The organism is Cryobacterium breve (assembly GCF_027594785.1).
Taxonomy (GTDB): Bacteria; Actinomycetota; Actinomycetes; order Actinomycetales; family Microbacteriaceae; genus Cryobacterium; species Cryobacterium breve_A.
Genome location: NZ_CP075584.1, coordinates 1,787,430 through 1,801,585, shown reverse-complemented (window position 1 = coordinate 1,801,585; position 14,156 = coordinate 1,787,430). Strand labels below are relative to the sequence as shown.

Annotated in this window: 6 protein-coding genes and 2 pseudogenes; all 8 read left to right on the top strand. The window is 68.8% G+C overall.

Annotated features, from left to right (window positions below; translation table 11 throughout):
- Window positions 1-4: 4 nt before the first annotated feature.
- Complete coding sequence (locus tag KIV56_RS08865; protein ID WP_281535934.1) at window positions 5-2,143, top strand: beta-galactosidase; 2,139 nt, start codon at window positions 5-7, stop codon at window positions 2,141-2,143.
- A 2-nt stretch (window positions 2,144-2,145) separates the two neighbouring features.
- Window positions 2,146-4,023 carry a glycoside hydrolase family 35 protein gene (locus tag KIV56_RS08860; RefSeq protein WP_281536108.1) on the top strand — a complete coding sequence of 626 codons (1,878 nt, stop codon included), beginning with the start codon at window positions 2,146-2,148 and terminating at the stop codon, window positions 4,021-4,023.
- A 64-nt stretch (window positions 4,024-4,087) separates the two neighbouring features.
- Window positions 4,088-6,551 (top strand): annotated as a pseudogene (locus tag KIV56_RS08850) (DNA polymerase III subunit gamma and tau).
- Window positions 6,552-6,554: 3 nt separating this feature from the next.
- Window positions 6,555-7,154, top strand: a complete 600-nt coding sequence (gene recR / locus KIV56_RS08845) for a recombination mediator RecR (protein WP_281535931.1) — start codon at window positions 6,555-6,557, stop codon at window positions 7,152-7,154.
- A gap of 311 nt (window positions 7,155-7,465) precedes the next feature.
- Complete coding sequence (locus KIV56_RS08840) at window positions 7,466-8,806, top strand: aspartate kinase (protein ID WP_281536107.1); 1,341 nt, start codon at window positions 7,466-7,468, stop codon at window positions 8,804-8,806.
- Between the two features lie 73 nt (window positions 8,807-8,879).
- Window positions 8,880-9,942, top strand: a pseudogene (locus tag KIV56_RS08835) (aspartate-semialdehyde dehydrogenase).
- A 99-nt stretch (window positions 9,943-10,041) separates the two neighbouring features.
- Window positions 10,042-12,483, top strand: coding sequence for an EAL domain-containing protein (locus KIV56_RS08830; protein ID WP_281535930.1), 2,442 nt, complete (start codon window positions 10,042-10,044; stop codon window positions 12,481-12,483).
- A gap of 16 nt (window positions 12,484-12,499) precedes the next feature.
- Window positions 12,500-14,152 carry a sensor histidine kinase gene (locus tag KIV56_RS08825; protein WP_281535929.1) on the top strand — a complete coding sequence of 551 codons (1,653 nt, stop codon included), beginning with the start codon at window positions 12,500-12,502 and terminating at the stop codon, window positions 14,150-14,152.
- The last annotated feature ends 4 nt before the right edge of the window (window positions 14,153-14,156 follow it).

The following is a 14,156-nucleotide window of genomic DNA, read 5'->3' as shown; positions in this document are numbered from 1 at the left end:
CCCCGTGACCACGATCACAGCCGCCCGGTGGGTGCGCTGGCCCGAAGCGCACACCCTCGCCGACGGCACCGAGAGCCTGCCCTCCGCAACCGGCCGCCTCGCCTACGGCGCCGATTACAACCCCGAGCAGTGGCCGGAAGAGGTCTGGGCCGAGGACATGCGGCTGATGCGCGAGGCCGGCGTGAACATCGTCAGCCTCGGCATCTTCTCCTGGGCGCTGCTGCAGCCCACGATCGACAGCTGGGATTTCGACTGGCTCGACCGTGCCATCGACCTGCTGCACGACAACGGCATCGCCGTCGACCTCGCCACGGCCACCGCGAGCCCGCCACCCTGGCTGACCGAGGCGCACCCCGAGGTGCTGCCCGTGAACCGGCTCGGCGAGACCATCTGGCCCGGCGGCCGCCAACAGTGGCGTCCGACCTCCCCGGTCTTCCGCCGCTACGCACTGGCCCTCGTCGAGAAGATGGCCATGCGCTACGCCGACCATCCCGCCCTCGCCATGTGGCACATCAGCAATGAACTCGGCTGCCACAACGTCTACGACTACTCCGACGACGCCGCTGCGGCCTTCCGCCGCTGGCTCGCAGGCCGTTACGGCTCGCTCGTCGAACTCAACCGGGCCTGGGGCACCGCGTTCTGGTCCCAGAACTACTCGAGCTGGAGCCAGATCCTGCCGCCGCGCCTCGCCGCCACCCACCCGAACCCCACCCAGCAACTCGACTTCGCCCGGTTCTCGAGCGACGCACTCAAGGACTACCTGGTCGCCGAGCGCGAGATCCTGCGGCAGGCGACGCCCGAGGTGCCGATCACCACCAACTTCATGGTGATGGGGGAGACCCGCGGCATGGACTACGCGGACTGGGCCGACGAGGTCGACATCGTCTCCAACGATCACTACCTGCTCGTCGCAGACCCGGATGCCTTCGAGGAACTGTCGTTCTCGGCCAACCTAACCGGCCAGATCGCGCATCGTGCGCCCTGGTTCCTGATGGAGCATTCCACGAGCGCCGTGAACTGGCAGCCGGTCAACCAGGCGAAGTCGCCCGGCCAGCTGCGCCGCGACAGCCTCACGCACGTCGCGCATGGCGCGGACGCGGTCTGCTTCTTCCAGTGGCGCCAGTCGCTGGCCGGCGCCGAGAAGTTCCACTCGGCCATGCTCCCGCACGCGGGGGAGGACAGTTCGGTCTTCCGCAGGGTCGCCCGCTTCGGCGGCGACCTCGCCGGCCTCGCCGCGGTCGCGGGAAGCCGCACCCGTCAGGCCCGCATCGGCATCCTCTTCGACTGGGACTCGTGGTGGGCCTCCGAGCTCGACTCGCACCCCACCGAGCTGTTGCGCTACAAGGCCGAGGCCATGACCTGGTACACGGCAGCGCTCGCCAACGGGCTCCAGGCCGACATCGTGCCCGCCCGGTCGGTGCTGCACGGATCCGGCCTCGACGGCTACGACCTGGTGATCGCCCCGATGCTCTACGTGGTCACAGCCGACCTCGCGGAAGCCCTGACCGGGTATGTGACCGGTGGCGGCCACCTCGCGGTCGGCGTCTTCTCCGGCATCGCCGACGCCGACGACCACATCCATCCGGGCGGCTACCCCGGCGCCTTCCGGGATCTGCTCGGCGTGCGCGCCGAGGAGTTCGGCGGCCTGCTCGCCGGCCAGGCCGTCGGGCTGTCCGGCGACCTGCCCGCGGGATCGACCGGGACACTGCTCACCCACGACGTCTCCGTGCGAAACGACGTCGACGTGCTCGCGCGCTTCGACGACGGTCCGTTCCCCGGCGTGCCGGCCATCACGGGCCGTGCGGTCGGTGCCGGCCGGGCCAGCTTCGTCGCGACGGTACTCGATAGGGACGCCCTCGTCGCCCTCGTCGCCCTCGTCGGTCGCTTCGCCGCGGATGCCGGAATCGCCTCACCGCTGCCCGCCGATGTGCACGGCGTGGTTCAGCTCGCCGTGCGCGAAACGGACACCCTCGAGTACCTCTTCTACATCAACCATTCCGCGCGGGCGGTGACCGTGGCGCTCACCGCCGTCGACGGATGCCTCACGGCCGTCGATCTCGGAGGCAGCACCCTGGCCGCCGACTCGCTCACGCTCCCGGCGACCGGGGTCGCGGTGCTGAGCCGGCCGAGGGCGGAGCAGTGAGCGTGGGCGACTTCGCGATCGGCGACACGGACTTCCTCCTGAACGGTGCCCCGTTCCGGGTGCTCGCCGGCGCCATCCACTATTTCCGGGTGCATCCAGACCACTGGGCCGATCGCATCCACAAGGCCCGGCTGATGGGGCTCAACACCATCGAGACCTATGTGGCCTGGAACGCCCACTCGCCGGTTCGCGGCCAGTTCCGGACCGATGCCGGGCTCGACCTGGCCCGGTTCCTCGACCTCATCGCCGCAGAGGGAATGTACGCCATCGTGCGACCCGGCCCGTTCATCTGCGCCGAATGGGACAACGGCGGCCTGCCCGGCTGGCTGTTCCGCGACCCGGCCGTCGGCGTGCGCCGCAACGAGCCGCGCTACCTCGCGGCGGTCGCCGAGTACTTCGAGCAGCTGCTGCCGATCGTGGCCTCCCGGCAGATCAACAGGGGCGGCCCCGTCATCCTCGTGCAGATCGAGAACGAATACGGCGCATACGGCAACGATAAGGACTACCTGAGCGCACTCGTCGACCTCAACCGAGCCGGCGGCATCACCGTGCCGCTCACCACGATCGACCAGCCTACCGACGAGATGCTCGCAGACGGCAGTCTGCCTGGCCTGCACAAGACCGGCTCGTTCGGCTCCCGTGCCACCGAACGACTCGCGACCCTGCGCCGCCACCAGCCGACCGGGCCCTTGATGTGCGCGGAATTCTGGAACGGCTGGTTCGATCACTGGGGCGCCCACCACCACACCACCTCGGCCGAGGACTCTGCCCGCGAGCTCGACGACCTGCTCGCCACCGGCGCGTCCGTGTCGCTGTACATGTTCACCGGCGGCACCAATTTCGGCTTCACGAACGGGGCGAACGACAAGGGCGTGTTCCAGCCCACGGCCACCTCCTACGACTACGACGCGCCGCTCTCCGAGAGCGGCGAGGTGACGAAGAAGTACCTCGCGTTCCGCGAGGTGCTCGCGCGGTACGCGTCTGTGCCCGCCGAACTGCCCGAAGCCGTGCCGGCCGCGCCCACGTTCGAGGTCGAGCTCGATGAGTCGGTGACACTCTGGGACGCCCTGGGCGAGCTGGCGGATACGGACAGCGACGCCCTTCCCGAGCTGCCGAGCATGGATGCCCTCGGCCAGTACACCGGGTTCGCGTTGTACCGCAGCAGGCTGGCACCGGGCGCGCACCTGCTCTCCTTCGGGGCGGTCCGCGATCGCGCCCAGGTGTTCGTGGACGGCAACCCCGTCGGCGTGCTGCAGCGCGACCACCACGAGCGGTCGATCAGCCTGCCGAGGGGCGTCCTGCTCGACCTCCTCGTGGAGGACCAGGGCCGGGTCAACTACGGCCCGAGAATCGGGGAAGACAAGGGCCTGATCGGACCGGCGACGGTCGACGGAATTCAGCTCGGGCCCTGGCAGGTGCTGGCCCTGGACCTAGACGGATTCGCCGCGGCCGGAAGCCGGCTCTTCGCCCCGCATCCGCGTTGCCACGACAGGGTCGGCGAGCGCGATCTCGATCCCGACCTCGACGTCGACCTGACCTTCGCCTACGACTCGCTTCGGGCTGCCGAGCCCGCCACCCGCACGGTGGTTCTGCCGGCCCCGGTCGGTTCGCTCAGCGGACCCGCATTCGCGCGCGGCTTGTTCCACGCCGAGACGGGACGCGACCTCTTCCTGAGCACGGCCGGCTGGGGCAAGGGCCAGGCCTGGATCAACGGGTTCAACCTCGGGCGGTTCTGGGATCGCGGACCGCAGACCACCCTGTACGTGCCAGGTCCGGTGCTGTCGGCGAGCAATGAGCTCGTCGTGCTGTTCCTGCACGGAACCGGAAGTACCCGGGCCCGCTTCGTGCCCCGGGCCGACCTCGGCCACACCGATTTCTAGCCGTCCCCGCACGGCACCCCGATCCCCGGGAGGGACTGTCAGCGGTCCCGGCTACGATTGACCCGTGGTTACCGCCCTGTATCGCCGCTACCGGCCAGAGACCTTTGCCGAGATGATCGGCCAGTCCCAGGTGACCGAACCCCTGATGACGGCCCTGCGCACGAATCGGGTGAACCACGCGTACCTGTTCAGCGGCCCTCGCGGCTGCGGCAAGACCACGAGTGCGCGCATCCTCGCCCGGTGCCTCAACTGCGCGGAGGGCCCGACCGACACCCCCTGCGGTGTCTGCCCGAGCCTGCGTCGAACTCTCTCGCGACGGCGGCGGCTCCCTCGACGTCGTCGAGATCGACGCCGCGAGCCACAACGGCGTCGACGACGCCCGCGATATCCGTGAGCGCGCCATCTTCGCGCCCGCCCGCGACCGCTACAAGATCTTCATCCTCGACGAGGCGCACATGGTCACGCCGCAGGGCTTCAACGCCCTCCTCAAGATCGTCGAAGAGCCACCGGAACACGTGAAGTTCATCTTTGCGACGACCGAGCCGGAGAAGGTCATCGGCACGATCCGCTCGCGCACCCACCACTATCCGTTCCGGCTCGTTCCCCCGGGCCCGATGCTCGAATACGTCCAGACGCTCTGCGAGAGCGAGAAGGTCGCTGTTGCGCCCGGCGTGCTGCCGCTCGTCGTCCGCGCCGGCGGCGGTTCGCCCCGCGACACCCTGTCTCTCCTCGACCAGCTCATGGCAGGTTCCGACGATCACTCTGTGGAATACGACCGTGCGGTCGCCCTTCTCGGCTACACGAGCGCATCCCTGCTCGACGAGTCGATCGACGCGATCGCCGCCCGGGAGCCCGCAGCGGCCTTCGACGCGGTCGACCGCGTCATCCAGACCGGCCAGGACCCGCGCCGCTTCGTCGAAGACCTCCTTGAGCGCATGCGCGATCTCATCGTCGTCGCGGCGACGTCCGCAGCGGGCGCGTCCGCCGTGCTCCGCGGGGTCCCGCAAGACGAAATCGAACGGATGGCCGTTCAGGCCGCCAAGTTCGGCCCCGCCGAGCTCTCCCGCACCGCCGATATCCTCAACACCGCCCTCACCGAGATGACCGGCGCGACGTCTCCCCGGCTGCACCTCGAACTCATGATCGCCCGCGTGCTGATTCCCGCGAGCGACGACTCGACCCGGGGGCGCTCGCACGCGTCGAACGGCTCGAGCGCCGCATCGGTGTGGGTACAAGCGGTGTCGATACGAGCTCGGCCGCATCCGTGGCCCCCAGGCTCCGCGACGCCCGCCGTTTCGTCGACGGATGCTTCGCACGCCCCCGCTTCACGCCCCGCGACTGCCGCCGATCGCGGTACGACAGCGCCCGAAGCCCCCACGACCCCCGCGGCCTCCACTGCTCCCGCGAGCGCTCCAGCAGGTCAGGCAGGCGTCGCGCCGGCTGCCGCTGCCGTGGCACGTCCGATCGGGCCGGTCACCTTCCAGCAGGTCAAGGACGCCTGGCCAGAGGTCCTCGAGGCCGTCCAGTCCGCCAAGACGAGCGCGTGGCTCGTGCTCTACACGGCGAACGTGCTCGAATTCCGTGACGGGGACCTCCTCGTGCTGTCGTTCCCGAGCCAGAAGGACGTCGCAGGCCTCAAGCAGACCGCCGCGCCGGGGAGGGGGGTCGGCGACTACCTCAAGCGGGCGGTCAATTCGGTCCTCGGCTTCACGCCGCGCCTCATGGCCAAGGTCAACGAGCCCGGGGCGTCAACCCCCATCGCCGGTCCTTCAGCTGTGCCCAGTGCGTTGCCCGTGCCTGAACCACAGCCGTCGAGCCCTGCCGCCGTCGGGTCGCAGGCTGCACCGGCGGCCGCTGCGGCAGTCGAGGGCGCAGCCGACAAACCGTTCGGTCGCCCGGACGGGTCAGCATCACCTACCGGCCTTTCGGCCGCCGCCGGATCCAACGACCCGGCCCGAACATCCGCTCAGCCGGCATCGGCACCGCGGTCGATTCCCGCAGAGCCGACCGGCTCAGTCACGGCCTGGGCGACAGTCGCGATTCCGGGCGCGGGCGACGCGTCCGCAGAAGAAACGGCGCCCGCGACAGCACCGGCCCCGACCACTGCCCCTGCCACCCCAGCGCCGACCGCAGCAGCCCCGGTAGCCTCGGCTCCGTCGGTACCCGGTCCGACGGCATCCGCTGCCCGCCAGAGCGAACCGCCCTACGACGACGAACCGCCGCCGTACGACGACAGCGACGTGCCGCCGGACGAGGACACCCCACCGGACCGCAACGCGGGCTCGGCCCGACAGGGTCAGAACCGGTCGGCCCCGCGCCAGGTGCCTCCCGCACCCCAGGCCCAACAGGCACCCGTCGACCACAACGTCACGCACACCGGGCCGAACACCATCGCCCCGAACGGCAGGCGCAGCCCGGCCTTCGAGGAGAAGCAGCGCTACGGGGAGTCCGTCGTACGCGAGGTCCTTGGCGCGACCTTCCTCGAAGAACAGCCCTACGAACCGGCACCCCGAACCAGAGGCGACTGACCCATGTACGAAGGAATCGTCCAGGAACTCATCGACGAACTCGGCCGCCTGCCCGGAATCGGACCCAAGTCGGCGCAGCGCATCGCGTTCCACATTCTGCAGACCGAGAGCTTCGACGTCACCCACCTCGCCAACGTCCTCCTCGAGGTGCGCGACAAGGTGCGCTTCTGCGAGATCTGCGGCAACGTCTCCGAGCAGCCCACGTGCATGATCTGCCGCGACCCGCGCCGCAACCCCGCAATGATCTGCGTGGTCGAGGAGGCCAAGGACGTCGTCGCGATCGAGCGCACCCGCGAGTTCAAGGGTCTCTACCACGTGCTCGGCGGGGCGATCAGTCCCATCGACGGCATCGGGCCCGACCAGCTTCGCATTCGACAGCTGCTGCAGCGCCTCTCCGACAACACCGTCCAGGAAGTCATCATCGCGACGGACCCCAACCTCGAGGGCGAGGCGACGGCGGCCTACCTCTCGCGCCTGCTGACGACCCTCGAGATCACGGTCACCCGGCTCGCCTCCGGCCTGCCCGTCGGCGGTGACCTCGAGTACGCCGACGAGGTCACCCTCGGCCGTGCCTTCGAGGGCCGCCGCACCGTCGTGAGCTGACCGCGCGACCGCCGGACCGTCACGAGCCGGCCGCATCGACCGCACGGTCAGTGCGGCGCGTCACGCGCCAGGCTCCGCCGCTGCGCGCCACGTGACCCGGGTGGCGCGCCACGTGCGCCGCTTCGCGCCACGCGTGCCTGGCGCGAAGCGGCGAAAATGGCGCGCCGGGCACAGCTGGGGGAGGCGGATGCCTCCGGTCGGCACGTCCAGCGCGCGGCGTCACATTGCCGGTGTCGAATACATCAGCATTTATGATGGGAGACGGGGCTATGCCCGCCATGCCCGCAGACCCGAACCCCCAGGAGCGCCACGTGAGCTTGATCGTGCAGAAGTTCGGCGGATCATCCGTCGCAGACGCCGAAAGCATCAAGCGCGTCGCCAAGCGCATCGTCGACACCCGCAAGGCCGGTAATGAGGTCGTCGTCGCCGTCTCCGCGATGGGCGACTCCACGGACGAACTCCTCGACCTCGCCCACCAGGTCACCCCGATCCCGGCACCACGCGAGCTCGACATGCTCCTCACCGCGGGTGAACGCATCTCGATGGCCCTTCTCGCCATGGCGATCAAGAGCATGGGCTACGACGCCCGCTCCTTCACCGGCAGCCAGGCCGGCATGATCACCGACGCGCACCACGGCGCCGCACGCATCGTCGACGTCACGCCCGGTCGCATCCGCTCGGCCCTCGACGAGGGCGCCGTCGCGATCGTCGCAGGCTTCCAGGGCTTCAACCGCGACACGATGGACATCACGACCCTCGGCCGCGGCGGTTCGGACACCACAGCCGTCGCCCTCGCCGCGGCACTGAACGCCGACATCTGCGAGATCTACACGGATGTCGACGGCGTGTTCACCGCCGACCCGCGCGTCGTACCCCGGGCGCACAAGCTCGACCGCATCTCGAGCGAGGAAATGCTCGAGCTCGCCGCCGCCGGCGCAAAGGTCCTCTACATCCGGGCCGTTGAATACGCCCGCAGGCACGGGGTGACGCTGCACGTGCGCTCCTCGTTCAACAACAATCTCGGCACGATCGTGTACAACCCCGACACGACCGACCCGGCGACCGCGCTCCCGGACGGAACCGTCGGAACGCCCCCCGTTACCAGCACGACCGAATCCCTGATCGGAGAAAAAGTGGAAGAGCCCATCATCGCCGGGATCGCCGCCGACCTCAGCGAGGCCAAGGTGACCGTCGTCGGCGTTCCCGACATCCCCGGCAAGGCCGCGCAGATCTTCAAGATCGTCGCGAACACCAACGCCAACGTCGACATGATCGTGCAGAACGTGTCGGCCGCCGCCACCGGGCTGACCGACATCTCCTTCACGTTGCCGAAGTCGGAAGGACAGCGGGTCCTCACCGCGCTGACCAACGAGCGGGGCAATGTCGGGTTCGCGAGCCTGCAGTACGACGACCAGATCGGCAAGCTTGCCCTCGTCGGCGCCGGCATGCGCACCAATACCGGTGTCTCCGCGAAGCTGTTCGCCGCCCTCTACGAGGCCGGGATCAATATCGAGATGATCTCGACGAGCGAGATCCGCATCTCCGTCGTCACCCGCGCAGACACCATCAACGAGGCGCTTCGGGTCGTGCACACCGCGTTCGACCTCGACGACGACGCCGAAGCCGTCGTGCACGGCGGCACCGGCCGCTGAGCCGCCCCACCTGCAATCAGACCGACAACCAGCACGCTAGACAGCACGACAGACAGATACTAGGGAAGAAATCGTGAGCAGCACAGCAGGAATCCACATCGGAGTCGTCGGCGCAACCGGCCAGGTGGGCGCCGTCGTTCGGCACCTGCTCGAGCAGCGGGACTTCCCGGTCGCGGGCATCCGCTACTTCGCCTCTGCACGTTCGGCCGGAACCACCCTGCCCTGGAAGGACGATCGGATCGTCGTCGAAGACGCCGCGACGGCCGACCCGACCGGGCTCGACATCGCGATCTTCTCCGCAGGCGCGACCCTGTCCAAGATCCAGGCCCCTCGGTTCGCCGCTGCGGGCGTCACCGTGATCGACAACTCTTCCGGCTGGCGCATGGATCCCGACGTTCCCCTCGTCGTCAGCGAGGTCAACCCCGAAGCCATTCACCACGCGGTCAAGGGCATCATCGCGAACCCGAACTGCACCACGATGGCCGCGATGCCCGTGCTCAAGGTCCTGCACGACGAAGCCGGGCTGCAGCGCCTCATCGTGAGCACCTACCAGGCCGTGTCCGGCAGCGGCCTCGCCGGTGCCCAGGAACTGGCGAGCCAGATCCGCGCCGCCGCGCACAGCGACAACCTCCTCCAGCTCGTCCACGACGGGTCCGCCGTCCCGATGCCCGAACCCGTGCTGTACGTGCGCCCGATCGCCTTCGACGTCGTTCCGCTCGCCGGTTCGATCGTCGACGACGGACTCTTCGAGACGGACGAGGAAAAGAAGCTGCGCAACGAGAGTCGCAAGATCCTCGAACTGCCCGACCTGCTTGTCTCGGGTACCTGCGTGCGGGTGCCGGTCTTCACGGGCCACTCCCTGTCCATCAACGCCGAATTCGCGAACCCGCTCTCGGTCGCCCGTGCGCTCGAGCCTGCTCAAGGATGCTCCGGGCGTCGTGCTCACGGACGTCCCCACTCCGCTCGAGGCCGCAGGCAAGGACCCGAGCTTCGTCGGTCGGGTTCGCCAGGACCCCGGAGTGCCGGATGGGCGTGGACTGGCCCTGTTCATCACCAACGACAACCTGCGCAAGGGCGCCGCGCTCAACGCCGTCCAGATCGCCGAACTCGTCGCCGCGGACCTGCTCGCGTCCTGACCGACGGTGACTTTTCCGGTCGCGGAGGCGACCGCCGGACCGCGTGCACTACTGTGGAACACCATGGGCGGGTATCGCGTTTCAGAGGGCGTGCGGCGCGTGATCATCGCACTCTTCGCGACCATCGCCGGCGTCGTCGTGGTCGCCGCGATCCTGTCGCTGACCGGTCAGCCGGCGTCCGCCTGGTGGGTCGCCGCCACCGGTGTCTTCTGCGCCGCAGCGCTCAATGTCTGCTGGGTGCGCCTGGGCCCTGAACGGCATCGCAGCCCCGTCGTGAGCCTGCCCATCCTGGTGCTGCCCGTGCTCTACACCGTCGTCAGCCCGCTGGCCGCGGCCGGCGCCATCGTCCTCGGAGTGCTGCTCATCGTCCTGGTGCGCTCCCGACGCGTCGACGTCGCCCTCTACAGTGCCGGACTCGCGGGAACCGGTAGTGCCGCGGCCGTCGCCGTCCTCGCAGGCGCGACCGCCTTCGGCCTCCCCAGTTATCTCGCCGCCGGTTGCGCCGGTGCCGCGTATGTCGCGCTCGTGGCGATCATCGAATACCTGCGGATGGTGTTGGTCCGGCCGATCGCGAACCGCACCGGCCCCCTGATCGCGCCGGCGCGGCTGGCGCTGATGGTGCTCGGATGCGCACTCCTGTCCGCGCTCGTCGTGGTCTTCCACGACGCAGGCCTGGCCGTCAGCCGGGACCCGATCGTGTTCGTGATCGCAACCCTGCTCGCCTTCACCCTCGTCGGCGTCGGGATCAAGCTCATCGGCCGCGTCGTCACGATGCGCAGCCGGCTCACCGGACTCATCACAGGCGCTGCGGCGCTCGGCGCCGCCGGGCGCGAGGACATCTCCGCCGGCCGTGTCCAGTCCGGGCCTGAGGACGATGCCGAGGCGACCTCCCGGGTCCTCGCACTGCTTCACGAGGCCGTGCGGACGACCATCGGCGTTGAGTACGTCGCCGTGCGCGACCACGCGGCGCGCGTCGGGGAGATCAGCGCCCCCATCCTGCTGTCCGAGTCCGACACCCGGTTCGTCGTCGCGGGCCGCGAGCCGATGGGTGGCGTCTTCACCGCCGACGACAGGAGCGCACTCAACGCCCTCGCCCGCGCGGCCGAACTAGCGATGAGCGCCCACTACAACATCGGCGGCCTCACCGCCCGCGCCAACACCGACCCCCTCACCGGCCTGCCGAACTACCGGGCCTTCCAGACGGCGCTCGCGAACATCAACGACCACCGTGACTATTCGGAGGCCCTCGCCGTCCTGTTCCTGGACCTCGATGATTTCAAGCGTCTCAATGACCGGCACGGGCACCAGAGCGGAGACGACCTGCTCAGGGAACTCGGCCGCAGGCTGCGCATGGTCGTGCGACCGAGCGACGTCGTCGCTCGCGTCGGCGGCGACGAATTCGTCGTGATCCTCACTCACCTGGCCTCTCTCGGCGAGGCGAAGGAGATCGCCGAACGCATCCTCGAGACCTCCGTGCAGCCGCTCACTCTGGGCTCGAGCAGCTACACCCCGACGCTCAGCATCGGTCTCGCCTATTCGGCCCACCGGGAGACGGATGTCTCCCAGCTCGTGCAGGACGCCGACCGGGCCATGCTCGCGATCAAGAAGTCGCGGCGTCGCGGCGGACCGGCCAACGAGAGCAGCATCAACATCTCGAGCCACCGCTCCTCCCAGATCAACGACATCATCGCGCACGCCATCGACGAGGACCTCCTCGAACTCGCGTTCCAGCCGATCGTCAGCCTCGTCACCGGCCAGATCTGGGCGTTCGAGGCACTCGTCCGCTACAACGACCCCGTTCTCGGTCCGCTGTCGCCGCCGTCCATCGTTGAGAAGGCCAAGGGACTCGGCCGGATGGACGCCCTCACCCGGCAGGTCGCCGTGAAGGCCATGGCCGCGGCCGCCGACTTCCGCCTCGTCGAACCCCGGGTCACGTGCATGGCCATCAACGTCGAGGCCGGGCAGATCGTGCCCGACCGGGTCGGCACCTTCATGGAAGACCTCGCCGGGCGGTACCCGGGAATCTCACTCTGCCTCGAGCTCAACGAGCGTTCGGTCGCACGGGTGACCCCCGCCATCCGCTCGCAGGCCGACCGTCTGCGCGACCTGGGGCTGCTGATCGCCCTCGACGACTACGGCTCCCAGGACTCCTCGGTTGACGCACTCGTGCGGATGCCCATGGACATTCTCAAGATCGACCGCAGCCTCGTCGACGACCTCGACGACATCCGCCAGCGCGAGGTGCTCACCGCCCTGCAGGGCTTCGGCGACAACCTTGAGTACTCGATGATCGTCGAGGGCGTGGAGAACGAGGCCATGGTCAGGCACCTCGCGGCCATCGGCATCCGCAGCGCCCAGGGATTCCACTACGGCGTTCCGGAGAGCTTCGAGAAGACCCTGTCCCGTCTCGAGCGCTACGGAGCCGCCGCGGTCGTACCTGCGGTCGTCCCCGCGGTCGTACCCGCGGTCCTCCCCGCGGTCGACCTCGCGATCGAACCGCCCGTTGCCGCAGAGGCACCTGCTGCAGCCCCGGCACCCTGACCGATAGTCTCAGTCCATGAGTGAGACCGGGACGAACCGCGCGGTGAGGTCGAATCCGTCGCGCCTCGATCGTTCCGTCTTCCTCTCCCAACTCCTCCTCGCCGGCGCGACCCTCTTCCTCGTCGCCGTCACCGGGCTCACCGCGATCCAGCGACTGAGCGCCCCGATGTTCTTCCTCGGCGTGCTCCTGATCTTCATCGTCACGGCTGTCAGCGCCCTCGTCACGTGGAGCGACCACTCCAAGTACTGGATCATCCTGCTGCCCGTCGTCGACATCATCGCGATCGTCCTGATCTGGCAGGCCCAGGCCGCCATCGGCGCGAGTTTCCTGCTGGTGCTTCCCGTGATCTGGCTCTCGACGCACTTCGGAGCGAGGGGTGCAGCGGGCAGCGTCATCCTGGCCGCCGTCATGATCTGGGGCGGGACCCTGTTCCGTTCCGTGCCCATTTCATTGGCCGACGTGCCCCAGCTCGCGATGATCCCGGCCATGCTGGGCTTCGTCGCGGTGACGACCCACCTGACGACAAAACGCGCAGCGGCCCAGCGCGTGCTCCTCACCCAGCAGGCCGGCCTGTTCGAGTCGGCCCTGCGCCGTTCCCGCCGACAGGAGCAGACCCTCGACGAACTCTTCAATGCAGTGGACTTCGGGGTCGTCGGTTTCGATCGCACCTCGACAGCGAATTTCCTGAACCGTGCCCAGCGCGAGCTGCTCGCCCTCTACGGCACGAGCGACAACCGGCCGGCAGTGGTCAGCACGGTCTTCCACGAGGACAGGGTGACCGCGTACGCCGAGAGCGACCGACCCTACTCCCGGGCGCTCCGCGGGGAGACCATCGACCGCCTCACCGTTTGGGTCGGCGAACCAGGTCAGCAGCAGGCGGCTCTCCTGGTCTCCGCGCGGCCGATCATCGACGACAACGGCGACTACGACGGCGGTGTGATGGTCTCGCGAGACGTCACCGCGGAAGTCAGGGCGATCCAGGCTCGCGACGACCTCATCGCCTCGGTGTCGCACGAGTTGCGCACCCCACTCACCTCCATCCTCGGCTACCTCGAGCTCGCTCTCGACGACGAACGGCTCGACCCGTCGACCAGGGGCATGCTCGAGGTCGCGTCGAAGAACTCCGACCGACTGCTCGAGATGGTCTCCGGATTGCTGACCGATGCGAGTGATTCCAAGCACGAGCCGTTGCTCAACGTCGCCCCGTGCGACCTGGCCGGGATCGTCACGGACGCCCTCGAGTCCGCGGGCCCGTCAGCCGCCAAGCGCAGCATCGGATTCGATGTCGACGCCCTTCCCGCTGTCACGGTCGAAGCGGATGCGTTCCGGTTGCGGCAGGTCGTCGACAACGTGCTCTCGAACGCGATCAAGTACAACGTCGATGCCGGGCGGATCGGTGTCACCCTGGCCGTCGATGACGGGCTCGCGTTGCTGCGGATCTCGGACACCGGCAGGGGCATGACGGCAGAGGAACAAACCAAACTCTTCGACCGGTTCTACCGCGCGGACTCCGTACGGAATTCCAGTGTGCACGGCACCGGGCTCGGGCTGAGCATCAGCAGGGACATCATGCGCAAGCACGGCGGCGACCTGCGCCTCGAATCCACCAAGGGAAAGGGTTCGGTGGCGGTCTTCACGCTCCCCCTGACGTCGGTCCCCAGCCGATAGACTG